Below are 16,934 nucleotides of genomic sequence, written 5' to 3'. Positions count from 1 at the left end.
GTGGCGAGAAAGATGAAATGGAGTTGAAGGGCGGCGCTAGTCAGACACCACCCGGCTTCGGCATTGGCTCGCGCCGATAATCAGAGATGCCAGGCAATCGTCAGCCCGCGTCGGCGTCGCTCGCCTGCCACTGCCGCACGACCGCTTTCATCCACCCATCCGAGCCCTTCAGCAGATACGTGAGCGTGCCGTTGCGGCTGCCGGGCAGAAAGCACAGCGTGATCGAACTCACCGCGTTCTCCCATACGTACATCGGCATCGCGCCCGGCGCCGCCGCGTTGCGCGTCGCGAGACGCGGCGGCCCGTAACGATCCTCGAGCGCGTCGCGCAGATCCTCCGCGGTCAGCTCGTCGATCACGAACGACATCTCGTAGAGACGCAGCGCGCCCTGCCCGTCGATGCGCGCGAAGCGCATCACGTGTTCGAGCGCCGGCGCACCATCGACCACGGCCTGCGACACCGCCCAGCGTTCATCATCGCGATGCGCCCAGCGGCACGCGACGCTCAGGCTATCGTGCGACTTCAGCCGCATGCCGAGCGCTCCGGCCTGCACGTCCGTCTCGCAGATCGGCACGCTGCCGACCGGCGTCGCGCGCACGGTCGAGCCCGCGCGGAATTCGTCGATCGTGATGCCGAGCGCGACGCCGCGAAACGAAAACGGCGCGTCCGGCGAGCGCCGCCGGGTGTCGGTGACGACGCTGTTCGATGCCGCGCTGGCCGCCTTCGCACTGCGCGCGACGAGCTGTGCATGCGCGGCGCACGACAGCACACCGCCGAGCAGCATCAGTGCACCAACCATCCGGGTGAGCATCATGATTCAATCGATCGCGGAAGCGCACATGTCGAAAGGCGTCGCCGCCGCATGGCCGACGACCGGCAGCACTTTCAGGGTCGCTGCCGTGAGCCGGCATGGCAGCGCAGCGGCGCCGCAGCCGCCGAGTGGCAACAGCAGCGCGCCGGCAACGAGCCACGCCACGGCGCGCCGCCGCTGCTCAGTAGTTCTGGATAACGGCACGCGGACCTCGCCGATTCACGCGGTCGTGTTGACCAGATGGCCGATAAGCCCCGTCCCCGGCGCAGGCAGTGCAGGCTGCCCGAGCCCGGTGCTCTGCTGCGATTTCGCCGCCGCGCCCGTGGAGCTTGAACTGGCAGACTTCTCCGTGGCCGGCTTATTCGCCAGCGAGGAGAAAGGCGTGGAACTGAGCGTATTGTGGATCGTCATGATGGACCTCGCGAAGGCGCGCATTGCGCACCGGTGTCGGTTGAACGCCGCGCGCCGTCGTCCGAGGCAGCGGGCCTCGTTCGGCGTGCGGCGCGACTTGCTGCGGAACCAATCATCGCGCCGCGCGGGTGCCGACGATGGGCGAAGCAAAGCACGCTTTCGCGCGGTTGTTACGATCCGTTCCGTGGGCTTGCGAGGGCTTTCGAGTGCTTGCCAACTGTTGTCATCGCGTGCCTGTCGTCGCGCAGAGCCGGATCAGGCAGTGCTAAAGTAAGCGCTGCACCTTCGCTGATCCGCCCCGGCGCGAGCCCGTCAGCGCCGAGCAGCACACAGTAAGTGTTGGTAAGGAAATGCCCGGTCGCGCGTCGGGCGCGCCAGTCTAGAATTTCGCCATGAATCCACAGGTCCTTATCGTCGACGACGATCCGGTCGTACGCGATCTGCTTTGCAAGTTTCTGCAGTCGAACGGCTTCGATGCGTCCGTGCTGCATGACGGCACCCATTTGCAGCGTCGTCTCGAGCGTGAGCGGCCGTCGGTCGTCGTGCTCGACATCATGATGCCGAACACCGACGGCCTGCGCGCGCTCACCGCGTTGCGCGCCGCCGGCGACGACATCCCGGTGATCTTCGTGACCGCGCGCGGCACGGTGGCCGACCGCATCGTCGGTCTGTCGCTCGGCGCGGACGACTATCTGACCAAACCGTTCGATCCGCGCGAACTGCTCGTGCGGATCCAGACCGTGTTGCGCCGGCGCGGGCCGTCCACCACGAGCGCACCCGAAGCACGCAAGCGCTATCGCTTCGGTCCATTCGAACTGGACTTCGCCACGCGCTCGCTGAGCCGCGACGACGCCAAGCTGCCGCTGCGCGACAGCGAATTCGCGCTGCTGAAGATCTTCGTCAACAATCCGTACAAGGTGCTGTCGCGCGTGCTGATTCACGATCTCGTGCATCGCGACAACCTCGCGTTCCGCGACCGTAGCCTCGACGTACCGATCTGGCGCCTGCGCCGCGTGATCGAGGACGACCCGTCGAACCCGTGCTACGTGCAAACAGTGCGCGGCAAGGGCTACGTGTTCGTTCCCGACGCCAACGGGACACCCTTCGAGGACGGGGCCGCCCCGAGCGCATGAGAAATCCGCTGAACACGCTGTTCGGCAGAATGGCGTTGCTGTCGGCGGCGGTGCTGTTCGCGATTCAGGCGAGCTGGTTCGTGCTGGTGACGATGCAGCCGCCGCGCCATGAAATCGACGGCTTCGCGCGCGGCATCCTGCTCGTGCTGCAGGCGATCAACGGCGAGCCGATCAAGGGCGCCGCGCTCGCGCCGGCGATGCGCGTGCATCTGGTGCCCACCTGGAACATGCCGACCAGCGTGCATCTGGGCGAGCCGCACGAGCATATGGTGCTCGAACTGAGCCGGCACCTGCGTGAGAACTTGCCGGCCGGCACGCAGATCGCCGTCGACGATCTGCGTCCACCGCAACTGTGGGTGCTGGTCCCGGGCAAGTCGAACTGGGTCGTCGTGCCGGTCGACCTACCGCCGCCGCCGCGCTTTCTGATCGAATCGGTGTCGATGCTGGTCGCCGGGCTGATCCTGTCGTTGTTCGCGGTGTGGCAGATGCAACGGCCGTTGTCGCGCGTGGCCGATGCGTCGCGCGCGTTCGGCTCGGGCGGCCGGCCTGAACCCGTGCCGGTGCAGGGCCCGCGCGAGCTGCGTGACCTGATCGGCTCATTCAACGACATGATGCGGCGCCTGAACGAAGCCGGCGACGACCAGGCGGTGATGCTCGCCGGCGTCGCGCACGATCTGAAGGCGCCGCTCACGCGCCTGAAGCTGCGCGCAAGCGTGCTGGTCGACGAAAACGAGCGCGCGGGGCCTGATCCGCGACGTCGATTCGCTGACCAACATCGTCCAGCAGTTCCTCGAATTCGCGGGCCAATCGGCGGACGCCGGACCGCCCGTCGAAGTCGACGAGTTCTTGCGCGAGCAGTTTTCCTCAGGCGATTACGCGGACGCCGCTGAAACCGCCGAAGCGGCGGACCCCGCCGAAGCGGCGGACCCCGCCGAAACCCCGCTGTTCGCGCTCGATCTGCGCGCCGGCCCCTCGTTCACGCTGCCGCGCACGCTGCTCGACCGGCTGGTGACGAATCTCGTCGACAACGCGCTCGAACACGGCATGCCGCCGGTGGAAATCTCGACTGCGTGCGACGACCGTCATTGGACGATTAGCGTGCGCGACCACGGCGCCGGCATTCCCGACGACCGCATTGCCGCGGCGATGAAGCCGTTCGTGCGGCTCGACGCCGCGCGCGGCGGCGAAGGCCATTGCGGGCTCGGTCTCGCGATCGTCGCGCGGCTCGCACACGATCGCGGTGGACGCTGCTTCGTGCGCAATCACGCGCAGGGGGGGCTCGAAGTACGGATCGAATTGCCGGTGGACCCGGCGCTGTCGTAAGGATGCTCGCAGGCAAACGCGGCGCGGACCGGACACTTACCTGCCCTTACCGCATCGACTGTCGCGCGGGTTGCGGCCTTATAGTCGCCCCCGGCAACCTCGATGCAGCCCTTCCCGGTCCGCCCGCACCTCTGCGGCGGACTTTTTTTTGCGCTGCAGGACGGCCAACAAAGCGCGCCAGCGAAGCGCGTCAATGCACGAGCCGATTGCGCAGCGCGTCGACCGTCGCCGTGGAAAGACCGAGGCCTTGCGTCAGGTAGCTCGCCATCGTGCCGTAGCTCGCCTGCACCTGGTCGAAGCCCGCCTGCAGATAATTCTCGTCGACGTCGAGCAACGGCGCTCTCGCAATCGCGATGGCCGCGCCTTCCTGCGCGCGCAGTGTGGTGGTTTGCGCTGCGATCGATGGCGCGAGATAGACGTTGCTGAGCAGGTAGTCCTGCATGATCACGTCGAGCGGAACGTTGGCGATGCTGAGCAGCAGCGCCGCGACCCAGCCCGCGCGATCCTTGCCCGCGTTCGAGTGGAATAGCTGCGCGCCCGTGCCGTCGGCGAGCGCGCCGAGCAACGCGCCATAGGCGGCTCGCTGCGGGCCGCCGGTCACATACTCGCGCGCCTGCGCCTGCATGAACGCGACGGCGTTGACGGGAGAATCGACCGGGGGTGCGACGAAGTCGTTCATGCCGAGCACGTTCAGCGTCGAGGATGTCGCGCCGCTCGGCAGCACGTCGGCGGTGCGTGCGATTTCGGCGGGCGTGCGCAGGTCGTAGACCGACACGATACCGAGCTTGTCGAGCGTCGCTGTGTCGGTGCCGCTCAGCGTCAGCGCGTTCGCGCGATAGAACACGCCGCGCCGCATCTGTTTGCCGTCGACGGTCAGGTAGCCGGCACCCGCGCCGCCGACATCGCGGAAGTTGCTGACCGACACAAGCCGCGGCGTAGCCGGCTGATCGGCTTCGAGACTACCGCCGCAGGCGGACAGCAGGGTACTGCCGAAACCCGCGGCCAGCATCGCACCGGCCGAGTCCCTCAGAAAGCGTCGCCGCGCCGCCGACGCCTCGCCCGGGATGCCGCGCTCCACGGGCACGGTCATGCTCGCAAGGGCGCGGAAAGGCGAACGGTTTTTCACGGTAACGGACATCGGGGCGACAGGTGATAGGAGGATAGTGGGGCAGCCGGGGCTGCAGACGCAGTTTAACGTTGACCAATACGTTTTGCGTTACATCGTAGCGGTTAGTAAGAAAAAAAGAGGGACGGTTGGCCCACTGATTTCCGTTCCCTTGCGGTGCCTTGTCGGCCGTTACCTCTCGCACGCCCTTTTTTGACCCCGACTGGCCTCACGACGCCGCATCCCCGTAGAATACGGACACCCTCCCATCCGGCCCCCGCAGGCACAAGAAACCTGGAGACCACAACAAAACATGTCTTCTCTCCAATGGTTCACTGAACTGACCCCGCGCGAGCGTCGCACGCTATTCGCCGGTTTCGGCGGATACGCGATCGACGCGTTCGACTTCATGATCTACTCGTTCCTCATTCCGACGCTGATCGCGACGTGGGGCATGAGCAAAAGCGAAGCAGGCATGATCGCCACCAGCTCGCTGATTTCGTCGGCGATCGGCGGCTGGCTCGCCGGCATTCTTGCCGATCGCCACGGCCGCATCCGTGTACTGCAATGGACGATCGCCACCTTCGCGATTTTCACGTTCCTGTCTGGCTTCACGCAGTCGTTCTGGCAGTTGCTCGCCACGCGTACGCTGCAGGGCATCGGCTTCGGCGGTGAGTGGTCGGTCGTGACGATCATGATGGCCGAGACGATCCGTTCGCCGCAGCATCGCGCAAAGGCGGTCGGCACCGTGCAGAGCAGCTGGTCGTTCGGCTGGGCGGCCGCGGCGATCGTCTACTGGGCGGCTTTCGCGTTGCTGCCGCAGCAGTACGCGTGGCGCGCGTGCTTCTGGGTTGGCCTGCTGCCCGCCGCATGGATCATCTATATCCGCCGCAATGTCAGCGACCCCGACATCTTTGTCGCGACCCGTCGCGCGCGCGAAAGCGGCATCAACACGTCGCACTTCATGCAGATCTTCTCAGCCGAGCATCTGAAGACAACTGTGCTCGGCAGCGCGCTGTGCACCGGCATGCTCGGTGGCTACTACGCGATCACGACGTGGCTGCCCACCTATCTGAAGACGGAGCGCCATCTGTCGGTGTTCAATACGAGCGGCTATCTGATCGTGCTGATCGTCGGTTCGTTCGTCGGCTATATCGTCGGCGCGATTCTGTGCGACAGGATCGGCCGGCGCGCGTCGTTCGTGCTGTTCGCGGTCGGCTCGTTCGTGCTCGGCATGGTCTACACGATGCTGCCGATCACCGACGCGATGATGCTCGCGCTCGGCTTTCCGCTCGGCATCGTCGTGCAGGGAATTTTCGCGGGCATCGGCGCGTATCTGTCGGAGCTGTATCCGAACGAGATCCGCGGTTCGGGACAAGGCTTCTGCTACAACCTCGGGCGCGGGCTCGGCTCGTTCTTTCCGATACTCGTCGGCACCTTCGCGCAGACGATGACGCTCGTGAAGGCGATGGGCATCGTCGCGGGCTCGGGGTATCTGCTCGTGATCGTCGCCGCGTTGTGCCTGCCGGAAACGAAGGGCAAGGTACTCGGGGCGGCCGGCTCCGCCGCTTGAGATCGTCTGAAACCGCAGTTCCCAATCATGAAAACGATCGTACTCGGCGGCGGCGTCATCGGCGTCGCCACTGCTTTTTATCTGTGCCAGCAAGGCTGCGACGTGATGGTGATCGAGCGCGAACCCGACGTCGCCCTGTCCACGAGTTTCGGCAACGCCGGTGTGATCGCGCCGGGCTACGTGACGCCATGGGCCGCGCCCGGCATGCCGGCGAAAATCCTCAAGTACCTGTTCAAGCCGGCCTCGCCGCTGATCTTCCGGCCGACGCTCGATCCGGCCCAATGGCGCTGGATCGCGCGCTGGCTGCGCGAGTGCGACCTCGACCGCTTTCGCGTGAACAAGCAGCGTATGCAGCGCATCGCGTACTACAGCCGCGCTTGCCTGCACGAATTTCGCGGCCGTCATCCGTTCGATTACGGCCGCAGCCAGGGCTATCTGCAACTGTTTCGCAGCGAGTACGACGTCGAACTAGCGCAGCCGGCGCTCGCTGTGCTGCGCGATGCGGGCATCGTGCATCGGGAAGTCAGCGCCGCGCAGTGCGCGGAGATCGAGCCGGGTCTGCACTGGGCGCGTCAGGCGCCGTTCTCGGGCCTCTATCTGCCCGACGACGAGGCCGGCGACTGCGCGCGCTTCACCCGCGAACTGCGCGCGATCTGCGAACGCAATGGTGTGAGCTTTCGCTTCGACACGCGCGTCACGTCGCTCGATGTCGAGGGAGCGACGGTGCGCGGCGTGCATATTCAAAGCGAGCGGGGCGCGCAGACGCTGCCGGCCGACGCGGTGGTCGTCGCGCTCGGCGTCGATAGCGCGGCGCTGCTCGCGCCGCTCGGCGTGAAGGTGCCGCTCTATCCGGTGAAGGGCTATTCGGCCACGCTGCCTGTGACCGACGAGGAAAAAGCGCCACGGGCGGCACTCATGGACGAATCGCTGAAGACGGCGATCACGCGCTTCGGCAACAACCTGCGCATCGCGGGTACGGCGGAGCTCGGCAATCGCCAGACGACGTTGCGCGAGCAGGCGCTGCAAACGCTGCTCACGGTGCTGCGCGACTGGTTTCCGCACGCGGCCAATCCGACTTCCGCTCACTTCTGGGTCGGCCGCCGGCCGATGACGCCCGATGGCGCGCCGCTGCTCGGCCCGTGCAACATCGACAACTTATGGCTGAACCTCGGGCACGGCTCGACGGGCTGGGCGATGTCGATGGGCTCGGCGCGCGTGGTCGCGGATCTGATCGCGCAGCGCAATCCGGAGATCGATCTCGACGGTCTGACGCTCGCGCGCTATCGCCAATGAGGCGGACATAACGCACCGCGACCAGGCAAAAGAAAACCGGGCTCCCCTTTCAGGCGAGCCCGGTTTCTTTTTTACTGCATTGCTTTCCCGCTACCGGCGCACTTCATGGGGCGCCTTGTGGTCTCCACGTCTTCCTGCAAATCGTGGCCGGCGCGCGCGGCCTGGAACTCCAGGCACGCACACCGGCTGAAGACGCTTAACGCGGCAGTTCCGAATGCCCCATCAGGAACGCATCGACCGAACGTGCGCACTGACGGCCTTCGCGAATCGCCCAGACCACGAGCGACTGGCCGCGGCGCATGTCGCCCGCCGTGAACACCTTGTTCACCGACGTGTAGTACGCCTTGTCGCCCTCGGTCGTGGCGCGCACGTTGCCGCGCGCATCCTTGTCGACGCCGAACGCCTCGAGCACCGGCGACACCGGCTGCGTGAAGCCCATCGCGAGCAGCACGAGGTCGGCCTTCATTTCGAATTCAGAGTTCGGCACTTCGACCATCTTGCCATCTTTCCATTCGACCCGCGCGGCGATCAGCTTCTCGACCTTGCCGTTCTTGCCTTCGAGACGCTTGGTCGCGACCGCCCAGTCGCGCTCGCAGCCTTCCTCATGCGACGACGACGTGCGCAGCTTGATCGGCCAGTACGGCCATACGAGCGGCTTGTTCTCTTCTTCCGGCGGCTGCGGCAGCAGTTCGAACTGCGTGACGCTCTTCGCGCCATGACGGTTCGACGTGCCCACGCAGTCGGAACCGGTATCGCCGCCACCGATCACGACGACGTGCTTGCCCTTCGCGACGAGCTGGTTAGGCACTTTGTCGCCGGCGTTGACCTTGTTCTGCTGCGGCAGGAATTCCATCGCGTAGTACACGCCTTCGAACTCGCGGCCCGGCACCGGCAGATCGCGCGGCGTTTCCGAACCACCGGCGATCACGACCGCCTCGAACTGTTCGTTCAGCTCGGCCGGCGTGATGGTCTCCTTCGCCGTGTTGCCGATGTGCGCCGGCAGCGAGTCCGGCTTGCCGATGAACACGTTGGTGCGGAACGTCACGCCTTCGGCTTCCATCTGGCGCATGCGGCGGTCGATCTGCCACTTCTCCAGTTTGAAGTCGGGGATGCCATAACGCAGCAGGCCGCCGATCCGGTCGTTCTTCTCGAACACGGTCACGTCATGACCGGCGCGCGCGAGCTGCTGCGCGGCGGCGAGACCCGCGGGGCCCGAGCCGACCACGGCAACCTTCTTGCCGGTCTTGTGCTTCGGCGTTTGCGGCGCGACCCAGCCTTCGGCCCAGGCCTTGTCGATGATCGCGTGCTCGATCGACTTGATGCCGACCGGGTCGTCGTTGATGCCGAGCGTGCACGCCGCTTCACACGGCGCCGGGCAGATGCGGCCCGTGAACTCGGGGAAGTTGTTGGTCGAGTGCAGCACTTCGATCGCGTTCTTCCAGTCCTGACGGAACACCAGGTCGTTGAAGTCCGGGATGATGTTGTTGACCGGGCAGCCGCTGTTGCAGAACGGAATGCCGCAGTCCATGCAACGCGCGCCTTGAATCTTCGCTTCGTCGTCGGTCAGTGCCGCGACGAATTCCTTGTAGTGCTTCACACGCGTGAGCGGAGCCTCGTACGTCTCGTGGCGACGTTCGAACTCGAGAAAACCGGTTGCCTTGCCCATGTGGTTCTCTTCTCTATCTGTATCTAGGGGTAATCTGGACCCGCCACGCTTCGATTGGTCGGAACGCGGCGGGTACGTCTAAATGTGACTTCCGTGAAGGCAGCTCAGGCAGCGAGCACTTCGCTGTTCGCCTTCTTCGCGGCGAGTTCGCCGAGCGCGCGCTTGTATTCGGTCGGGAACACCTTCACGAACTGACGGCGTGCCGCGTCCCAGTTTTCGAGCAGCGCCTTCGCACGCGGAGAGCCCGTGAACTGGAAGTGACGCTCGATGAGCCCCTTGAGCAGCGCTTCGTCGGTCGTGCCGCGATGCCACACGCCCCGATCGACCGTGCGCTCCTGTTCGGCCTGTTGCAGCACCGGTTCGAGCGCGACCATCGACTTGTTGCACTTGCTCGCGAACATGCCGTCCGGATCGAACACGTACGCGATACCGCCCGACATGCCGGCCGCGAAATTACGGCCCGTCTCGCCGAGCACGACCACCGTGCCGCCCGTCATGTATTCGCAACCGTGGTCGCCCGTGCCTTCGACGACCGCCGTCGCGCCCGAGTTACGCACGCAGAAACGCTCGCCGGCCACGCCGCGGAAGAAGGCTTCGCCTTCGATCGCGCCGTACATCACCGTGTTGCCGCAGATGATGTTCTCTTCCGACTTGCCGCGGAAATCGTTGGTCGGACGGATGATGATGCGGCCGCCCGACAGGCCCTTGCCCACGTAGTCGTTGCCGTCGCCGACCAGATCCAGCGTGATGCCCTTCGCGAGGAACGCGCCGAAGCTCTGACCCGCGGTGCCCTTCAACTGGATGTGGATCGCGTCGTCCGCGAGACCTTCGTGGCCGTACTTCTTCGCGATCGTGCCCGACAGCATCGCGCCGACCGTGCGGTTCACGTTGCGCACCGGCTGGATGAACGACACGTGCTCGCCTTTCTCGATCGCGGCCTTCGCCTTCTCGATCAGCGTGTGGTCGAGCGCGCGGTCGAGGCCGTGATCCTGCACGTCGACGTGCTTGCGCGCGACTTGCGCCGGCACTTGCGGCTGGTAGAACACACGCGAGAAGTCGAGGCCCTTCGCCTTCCAGTGCTCGATGCCCTTCTTCGTGTCGAGCAGTTCCGCGCGGCCGATCAGGTCGTCGAACTTGCGGATACCGAGTTGCGCCATGATTTCGCGCGCTTCCTCCGCAACGAAGAAGAAGAAGTTCACGACGTGTTCCGGCTGGCCCTGGAACTTCGCGCGCAGCACCGGATCTTGCGTCGCGACGCCGACCGGGCACGTGTTCAGATGGCACTTGCGCATCATGATGCAGCCTTCGACGACGAGCGGCGCCGTCGCGAAGCCGAACTCGTCCGCGCCGAGCAGCGCGCCGATCACGACGTCGCGGCCGGTCTTCATCTGACCGTCGGCCTGCACGCGGATACGGCCGCGCAGCTGGTTCAGCACCAGCGTCTGCTGCGTTTCGGCGAGACCCAGTTCCCACGGCGTGCCCGCATGCTTGATCGACGACAGCGGCGATGCACCCGTGCCGCCGTCATGACCGGCGATCACGACGTGATCGGCCTTCGCCTTCGCGACCCCCGCTGCAACCGTACCGACGCCCGACTCCGACACGAGCTTCACCGAGATGCTCGACGACGCGTTCACGTTCTTCAGATCGTGAATCAGCTGCGCAAGGTCTTCGATCGAGTAGATGTCGTGGTGCGGCGGCGGCGAAATCAGGCCGACGCCCGGCACCGAGTAACGCAGCTTGCCGATATAGTCCGACACCTTGTGGCCCGGCAGCTGACCGCCTTCGCCCGGCTTCGCGCCCTGCGCCATCTTGATCTGGATCTGATCGGCCGACGCGAGGTACTCCGCCGTCACGCCGAAGCGGCCCGACGCGACCTGCTTGATGCGCGAGCGCAGCGAATCGCCTTCCTTGAGCGGAATGTCGACGACCACTTCGTCGCCGATCACGGACTTCATCGTGTCGCCGTTCTTGATCGGAATGCCACGCAGTTCGTTGCGGTAACGGTTCGCGTCTTCACCGCCTTCACCGGTGTTCGACTTGCCGCCGATGCGGTTCATCGCGACGGCGAGCGTGGCGTGCGCTTCGGTGCTGATGGAGCCCATCGACATTGCGCCGGTCGCGAAACGCTTGACGATGTCCTTCGCCGGTTCGACTTCGTCGAGCGGGATCGCCTTGGTCGGATCGAACTTGAACTCGAACAGGCCGCGGAAGGTCATGTGGCGCTTGGTCTGATCGTTGATCAGATGCGCGTATTCCTTGTACGTCTGGTACGAGTTGCTGCGCGCCGAGTGCTGCAGCTTGGCGATCGCATCCGGCGTCCACATGTGTTCTTCGCCGCGTACCCGGTACGCGTACTCGCCGCCCGCGTCGAGCATGTTCGCGAGGACCGGGTTGTCGCCGAATGCTTCGCGATGCAGACGGATCGCTTCTTCCGCGACGTCGAACAGGCCAATGCCGCCGACTTTCGACGACGTGCCGTGGAAGTACTTCGACACCAGATCCGCGGCGAGACCGACCGCTTCGAAAATCTGCGCGCCGGTGTACGACATGTAGGTCGAAATACCCATCTTCGACATGACCTTCTGCAGGCCCTTGCCGACTGCCTTCGTGAAGTTGTAGACCGCCTTCTCCGCCGACAGGTCGCCCTTCAGGCCGGCCGCGAGCTGGCTCAGCGTTTCCATCGCGAGGTACGGGTGCACGGCTTCCGCGCCATAGCCCGCGAGCAGCGCGAAGTGGTGCGTTTCGCGCGCCGAACCGGTTTCGACGACGAGACCCGTGCTCGTGCGCAGACCCTGCTGCACGAGGTGCGTGTGGATCGCCGCCGTAGCGAGCAGCGCCGGAATCGCGACGTTGTCGCGGTCGGTCTTGCGGTCCGACACGATCAGCATGTTGTAGCCGGACTTGACCGCATCGACGGCTTCCGCGCACAGCGACGCAAGGCGTGCCTCGATGCCTTCCTTGCCCCAGGCGACCGGATAGCAGATGTTCAGTTCGTACGAGCTGAACTTGCCGCCTGTGTACTGATCGATCGCGCGGATCTTCGCGATGTCCTTGAAGTCGAGCACCGGCTGCGACACTTCGAGACGCATCGGCGGGTTGATGTTGTTCGTGTCGAGCAGATTCGGCTTCGGGCCGACGAACGACACGAGCGACATCACCATGTTTTCACGGATCGGGTCGATCGGCGGGTTCGTGACCTGCGCGAACAGCTGCTTGAAGTAGTGATAGAGCGTCTTGTTCTTGTTGGACATGACCGCGAGCGGCGAATCGTTGCCCATCGAGCCGACGGCTTCCTCGCCCGCTTGCGCCATCGGCGCCATCAGGAACTTCAGGTCTTCCTGGGTGTAGCCGAACGCCTGCTGGCGATCCAGCAGGGCAGCAGCTTCGCGGCGTTCCGTCACGACGTCTTCGGCCTTCGCCTCGATCTCGTCGAGCTTGATGCGCACGGCGTCGATCCAGCTCTTGTACGGCTTGGCGTTCGCGAGGTTGTCCTTCAGTTCCTTGTCGTCGATGATGCGGCCGTGCTCCATGTCGATCAGGAACATCTTGCCCGGCTGCAGACGCCACTTCTTGACGATTTTCGACTCGGAAATAGGCAACGTGCCGGCTTCCGACGCCATGATGACGAGGTCGTCGTCGGTGACGATGTAGCGCGCCGGGCGCAGACCGTTACGGTCGAGCGTCGCGCCGATCTGGCGGCCGTCGGTGAACGCGATGGCGGCGGGGCCGTCCCACGGCTCCATCATGGCGGCGTGGTATTCGTAGAACGCGCGGCGGTTTTCGTCCATCAGCGTGTGCTGTTCCCAGGCTTCCGGAATCATCATCATCATCGCGTGGACGAGCGGGTAGCCGGCCATCACCAGCAGTTCGAGACAGTTGTCGAACGATGCCGTATCCGATTGGCCCGGATAGATCAGCGGCCACAGCTTCGGCAGATCGTCGCCGAGTACGTGCGAGGCGATCGCGCCGGTACGCGCGTTCAGCCAGTTGACGTTGCCCTTCACCGTGTTGATTTCGCCGTTGTGGGCGATCATGCGGTACGGGTGAGCCAGTTCCCACGCCGGGAACGTGTTGGTCGAGAAGCGCTGATGCACGAGTGCGAGCGCCGACACGACGCGCTCGTCCTGCAGGTCGCGGTAATACACGCCGACCTGACCCGCAAGCAGCAGACCCTTGTAGACGACCGTGCGCGCCGACATCGACGGCACGAAGTATTCCTTGCCGTGCTTGAGCTTCAGCGCCTGGATGCGATGGCTCGCGGTCTTGCGGATGATGTACAGCTTCCGCTCGAGCGCGTCGGTCACCATGATGTCCTTGCCGCGGCCGATGAAGATCTGGCGGATCAGCGGCTCGCTCGCCTTCACGGTCGGCGAGATCGGCATGGCGTGGTCGACCGGCACGTCGCGCCAGCCGAGCACGACCTGACCTTCGGCCTTCACCGTACGCTCGAGCTCCTGTTCGCAGGCGATGCGCGACGCGTGCTCCTTCGGCAGGAAAATCATGCCGACGCCGTATTCGCCAGCCGGCGGCAGCGTCACGCCCTGCCTGGCCATTTCTTCGCGATAGAAGCCGTCCGGAATCTGGATCAGGATGCCCGCGCCGTCGCCCATCAGCGGATCGGCGCCGACTGCGCCCCGGTGGTCGAGGTTCTCGAGAATCTTCAGGCCCTGCTGGACGATTTCGTGACTCTTGTGGCCCTTGATATGAGCGACGAAGCCGACGCCGCAGGCGTCATGCTCGTTTTGCGGGTCGTACAGACCTTGGGCGGCGGGAACCGGGTGAATCGGTTGCTGGTGGTCGTTCATGGGGACACCGTCTGTGAGGAGGCCGGACAGGCCGTTAAACCATTGTTTTTTTGCCGCAGTGCGCTTCGCGACCGCGACGGCGCTCTTCTCGCAGCAAGACTGCGCGGCACGAAAAGCGTCGGAAATCGGAATATACGCGACGAATCAAGGAAATAGCAAATAAAACCTAGTGATCGGTCCCCGATTATCAAATTGGTGCATTGCGATTATTTTTTATTGGTTCCATATCAATTTGGGGCAAAAGAAAACGGCATACGACATGCCGCCTTCATGCAGTCCCTTGATGCAAAACGCTTTAATCGGATTTAAAGCGGCTCTATCGGCGCCGCCGGGCATCGCCCTGCCCCCGCCTCACTGCGTATGCGGCGTCTCGCGCACCTTACGTGGCCGGCCACGCGGTAGGGGCGACACACGTCGGTTGGCGGCGCGCGCCGCCCATTCGCGGTACGTGTCGCTGCCGAGCACCCAGCCCTTCAACGTGGCTTGCTGGAGCTGGCTTGCCTCGCGCTCGTCGAGCGGCTGCTCGCACAGTTCGCGATAAGCACGCTGCCGCTCGAACGGCGTATTGCCGAGCGACCAGTAAAGGGGATGATCCGTGATCAGACTGTCGAGGGTGAGGCCGATGTGATGACGATAGCTCGACCAGCGATAATCCTCGGCCGCGTTGACCAGTTCCAAGCGCACCGGACACATTTCGACGACGCGGCTCGCAAGCAGGAAGTAGCGCTCACCTTCGATCACGGTGGCCCGGTAACGGCCTTCCCACAAGGTGCCGCGGCGCGCATAGCGCCGGTTGAAGTGCGCGACGTAGCGCCGCCCGACGGCCTGCATCGCCTTGGGCAGACTCGACTCCTCGGTGGGCGTGACCAGCAGTTGCACGGCGCCCGGCATCAAGGCGTAAGCGTGGATGGAAAGGTGATGGTCCCGGGAGGCCGCCTTCAAACAGTCGATGAAAAGCTCGTAGTCCTGGTCGTCGACGAAGGCGGGCTGCTGGTCGAGCCCGCGGAGGATGACGTGCTGCGGCTGGTCGGGGACATAAAGACGTGCAAGCCGTGCCATGCTGGAGTGTCCAATAGTCGCGTTGGTATATACCCGAAGGTCCGAAGAGCCGCATGGGCGCAAGGTTCGGCGCCATGCGGCCAAGCCAGAAACCACGCGGCGCTTAGGGAGAAAACTCTAACCGCCGCGTATGGTTTGTTTCAAACGTTGTAGTCATAATGAGCGGGCCTTTTTTGGAGGAGCACATATGAAATTAAAACAGGCCGTAACGGGGATGGCAGTGCTAGCCTGCGTGAGCACGGCAGCGCACGCACAATCGGCCGGCACCTTTTTCTTCTCGACGGGCTGGTTTCATCTGGCGCCCCAATCGAGCAGCGACCCACTGACCGTGACCAGCATTGGCGGTAGCCCAACCAACATCACCGAAGCCAACACCGGCGCCTCGCTGAGTTCGGCCGATACCATCGGTTTCACCGCCGGCTACTTCGTCACCGACCATATCGCAACCGAATTCGTCATTGGCGTCCCCCCTACTTTCGATCTGTTCGGCACGGGCAGCTTCGCGCAGTTCGGTAAGCTCGGGCAGGCCAAACAGTGGAGCCCGACGCTGCTGTTCAAGTACTACTTCAACGCGCCGACCGCTTCGTTCCGCCCGTATCTCGGTCTCGGTGTGAGCCGCATCTGGTTCACCGACGCACACATTTCCAACAGCGCATTCGAAGCCAACGTTCTGCATGGTCCGACCAGTGTGTCGACGGATAGTTCGTGGGTACCTGTGTTTAATGCGGGCTTCACGTACGCCTTCAATCAGCATTGGTTCGCCGGCGTGTCGATCTCGTACCTGCCGCTCAGCACGACCGCAAAGCTCAGTTCGGCATCGGCCACGCCGGTCGGCACGCTGACCGTGCAATCGCAAACCAAGATCAAGCTGAACCCGATCGTCACTTACGTCAACGTCGGTTACCGTTTCTAACGCTTCGCTAGAGCGGGTAGCTTGAATTAGGGTAGTCGAATTTTCGCGACCTGGGGAACGCCGTCATCGAACCGATGACTGCGTTTGCATTTGGCGTCTCTGTTGCATCGGGATGGCAACGTCATCCGGCATCAGCGTTTGTAAATTTGACGCGAATTCGGCGCGTCGGTGTGCAAAATCTGGCGACCATACGGGCACGCGCCATCCTGTCGCGAGCCGCACGCGTGCAGCGTTGCCGGCGATGCAGCGCTTGGCATCGAAGTTGCGTTTAGATGGCGTTTCCTACGCGACGACGTGATATTGCGTCTGCGCATAGCGTGTCCGCGCGACGATGCGCGGGGCCTTTCAACTCATCGACGGAGCGACCATGACAGCACTTCCAAATACGCGAGACGCCCTCGGCGAATCCTGGACCAGCGCGAGTCGCCGCGCGCGGCGCATCGCTCGCCATAGCCGCCACGCGGCCGAAGATATCGCGGTCGAGTTGCGCACCCTGCTGTCGGAACTCGAATCGACCTTGGCCGACGGCACGCAGGCCGACGCCGTGGCCCTACGCGGCAGGCTGCGCAAACAGTTGGACGCCGCGCGCGAGCGGCTGAACGACACGCGCGACGCGATGCGCGATCGTGCGGGCGTCGCGATCTCGGACGCCGATCACTACGTGCATGAAAATCCGTGGCAGACGATTGCGATCGTCGGCGGGCTTGCGCTGGTGGCGGGGGCGCTGTTCGCGTCCCGTTCGCGATGACGCTGGCTTGCCCGGTTTGACGGTGCTGGCAAGGGGGGGCGCGACGGCCGCTTCGATGCGGCAAGGCTGAACGTTACACCGCTTGCCGCGC

At 64.5% G+C, this 16,934-nt stretch carries 12 protein-coding genes and 1 pseudogene; 6 read left to right on the top strand and 7 right to left on the bottom strand.

Annotated features, from left to right (window positions below; all coding sequences use genetic code 11):
* Positions 1-100: 100 nt before the first annotated feature.
* Genes OKW44_RS31340 through OKW44_RS31330 form a run of 3 tightly spaced genes read right to left on the bottom strand, consistent with a single transcriptional unit; the run spans position 101 to position 1,222 of the window.
* A complete protein-coding gene (locus OKW44_RS31340) occupies positions 101-814 on the bottom strand; it encodes a hypothetical protein (protein WP_018420195.1) in 714 nt (237 codons plus the stop codon).
* Between the two features lie 3 nt (positions 815-817).
* Positions 818-1,015 carry a DUF6726 family protein gene (locus OKW44_RS31335; protein WP_035470661.1) on the bottom strand — a complete coding sequence of 66 codons (198 nt, stop codon included), beginning with the start codon at positions 1,013-1,015 and terminating at the stop codon, positions 818-820.
* A gap of 15 nt (positions 1,016-1,030) precedes the next feature.
* Entirely contained in the window at positions 1,031-1,222 is a 192-nt protein-coding gene (locus OKW44_RS31330; protein WP_026225735.1) for a hypothetical protein, read from the bottom strand.
* A 392-nt stretch (positions 1,223-1,614) separates the two neighbouring features.
* Between OKW44_RS31330 and OKW44_RS31325 the strand changes: the two genes are divergently transcribed.
* Together OKW44_RS31325 and OKW44_RS31320 are read left to right on the top strand one after the other, a co-directional pair.
* Positions 1,615-2,355: a response regulator gene (locus tag OKW44_RS31325; protein ID WP_018420192.1), complete on the top strand. Its 741-nt coding sequence runs from the start codon at positions 1,615-1,617 to the stop codon at positions 2,353-2,355.
* Positions 2,352-3,678 (top strand): annotated as a pseudogene (locus tag OKW44_RS31320) (ATP-binding protein). The gene OKW44_RS31325 and the pseudogene OKW44_RS31320 overlap by 4 nt, the downstream one beginning before the upstream one ends.
* 190 nt (positions 3,679-3,868) lie before the next feature.
* On the opposite strand, the gene OKW44_RS31315 reads toward OKW44_RS31320, so the two are convergent.
* A complete protein-coding gene (locus OKW44_RS31315; protein ID WP_018420190.1) occupies positions 3,869-4,768 on the bottom strand; it encodes a tyrosine-protein phosphatase in 900 nt (299 codons plus the stop codon).
* Positions 4,769-5,096: 328 nt separating this feature from the next.
* On the opposite strand from OKW44_RS31315, the gene OKW44_RS31310 reads away from it, so the two are divergent.
* Both OKW44_RS31310 and OKW44_RS31305 read left to right on the top strand, forming a co-directional pair.
* On the top strand, positions 5,097-6,356 hold the full coding sequence (locus OKW44_RS31310; protein WP_018420188.1) for an MFS transporter: 1,260 nt from the start codon (positions 5,097-5,099) through the stop codon (positions 6,354-6,356).
* 27 nt (positions 6,357-6,383) lie between these two features.
* Positions 6,384-7,649 carry a D-amino acid dehydrogenase gene (locus OKW44_RS31305; RefSeq protein ID WP_018420187.1) on the top strand — a complete coding sequence of 422 codons (1,266 nt, stop codon included), beginning with the start codon at positions 6,384-6,386 and terminating at the stop codon, positions 7,647-7,649.
* A gap of 196 nt (positions 7,650-7,845) precedes the next feature.
* Here the strand turns inward: OKW44_RS31305 and OKW44_RS31300 are convergent, their stop codons facing one another.
* The 3 genes from OKW44_RS31300 to OKW44_RS31290 form a co-directional block, all read right to left on the bottom strand.
* A complete protein-coding gene (locus OKW44_RS31300) occupies positions 7,846-9,315 on the bottom strand; it encodes a glutamate synthase subunit beta (protein WP_018420186.1) in 1,470 nt (489 codons plus the stop codon).
* Positions 9,316-9,419: 104 nt separating this feature from the next.
* Positions 9,420-14,123 (bottom strand): glutamate synthase-related protein, encoded by a 4,704-nt coding sequence (locus OKW44_RS31295; protein ID WP_018420185.1) that lies wholly within the window; start codon positions 14,121-14,123, stop codon positions 9,420-9,422.
* 351 nt (positions 14,124-14,474) lie between these two features.
* Positions 14,475-15,182 carry a transposase gene (locus OKW44_RS31290; RefSeq protein WP_018420184.1) on the bottom strand — a complete coding sequence of 236 codons (708 nt, stop codon included), beginning with the start codon at positions 15,180-15,182 and terminating at the stop codon, positions 14,475-14,477.
* A 187-nt stretch (positions 15,183-15,369) separates the two neighbouring features.
* On the opposite strand from OKW44_RS31290, the gene OKW44_RS31285 reads away from it, so the two are divergent.
* Both OKW44_RS31285 and OKW44_RS31280 read left to right on the top strand, forming a co-directional pair.
* Positions 15,370-16,095 carry an OmpW/AlkL family protein gene (locus tag OKW44_RS31285; protein ID WP_026225733.1) on the top strand — a complete coding sequence of 242 codons (726 nt, stop codon included), beginning with the start codon at positions 15,370-15,372 and terminating at the stop codon, positions 16,093-16,095.
* A 367-nt stretch (positions 16,096-16,462) separates the two neighbouring features.
* The gene (locus OKW44_RS31280) at positions 16,463-16,843 is read left to right on the top strand and encodes an ElaB/YgaM/YqjD family protein (protein WP_013090729.1); all 381 of its coding nucleotides are present in this window, start codon (positions 16,463-16,465) and stop codon (positions 16,841-16,843) included.
* Positions 16,844-16,934: the final 91 nt, after the last annotated feature.

It is taken from the genome of Paraburkholderia lebeckiae (assembly GCF_050436325.1).
Lineage (GTDB): Bacteria > Pseudomonadota > Gammaproteobacteria > Burkholderiales > Burkholderiaceae > Paraburkholderia > Paraburkholderia tuberum.
Note: the sequence above shows the minus strand (reverse complement) of the source record. Positions and strands in the feature narration are given on the sequence as shown.

Coding starts and splice junctions, on each gene's coding strand:
- OKW44_RS31340 (WP_018420195.1), bottom strand. CDS start 814: ATGATGCTCACCCGGATGGTTGGTGCACTGATGCTGCTCGGCGGTGTG.
- OKW44_RS31330 (WP_026225735.1), bottom strand. CDS start 1,222: ATGACGATCCACAATACGCTCAGTTCCACGCCTTTCTCCTCGCTGGCG.
- OKW44_RS31325 (WP_018420192.1), top strand. CDS start 1,615: ATGAATCCACAGGTCCTTATCGTCGACGACGATCCGGTCGTACGCGAT.
- OKW44_RS31315 (WP_018420190.1), bottom strand. CDS start 4,768: ATGACCGTGCCCGTGGAGCGCGGCATCCCGGGCGAGGCGTCGGCGGCG.
- OKW44_RS31310 (WP_018420188.1), top strand. CDS start 5,097: ATGTCTTCTCTCCAATGGTTCACTGAACTGACCCCGCGCGAGCGTCGC.
- OKW44_RS31305 (WP_018420187.1), top strand. CDS start 6,384: ATGAAAACGATCGTACTCGGCGGCGGCGTCATCGGCGTCGCCACTGCT.
- OKW44_RS31300 (WP_018420186.1), bottom strand. CDS start 9,315: ATGGGCAAGGCAACCGGTTTTCTCGAGTTCGAACGTCGCCACGAGACG.
- OKW44_RS31295 (WP_018420185.1), bottom strand. CDS start 14,123: ATGAACGACCACCAGCAACCGATTCACCCGGTTCCCGCCGCCCAAGGT.
- OKW44_RS31290 (WP_018420184.1), bottom strand. CDS start 15,182: ATGGCACGGCTTGCACGTCTTTATGTCCCCGACCAGCCGCAGCACGTC.
- OKW44_RS31285 (WP_026225733.1), top strand. CDS start 15,370: ATGAAATTAAAACAGGCCGTAACGGGGATGGCAGTGCTAGCCTGCGTG.
- OKW44_RS31280 (WP_013090729.1), top strand. CDS start 16,463: ATGACAGCACTTCCAAATACGCGAGACGCCCTCGGCGAATCCTGGACC.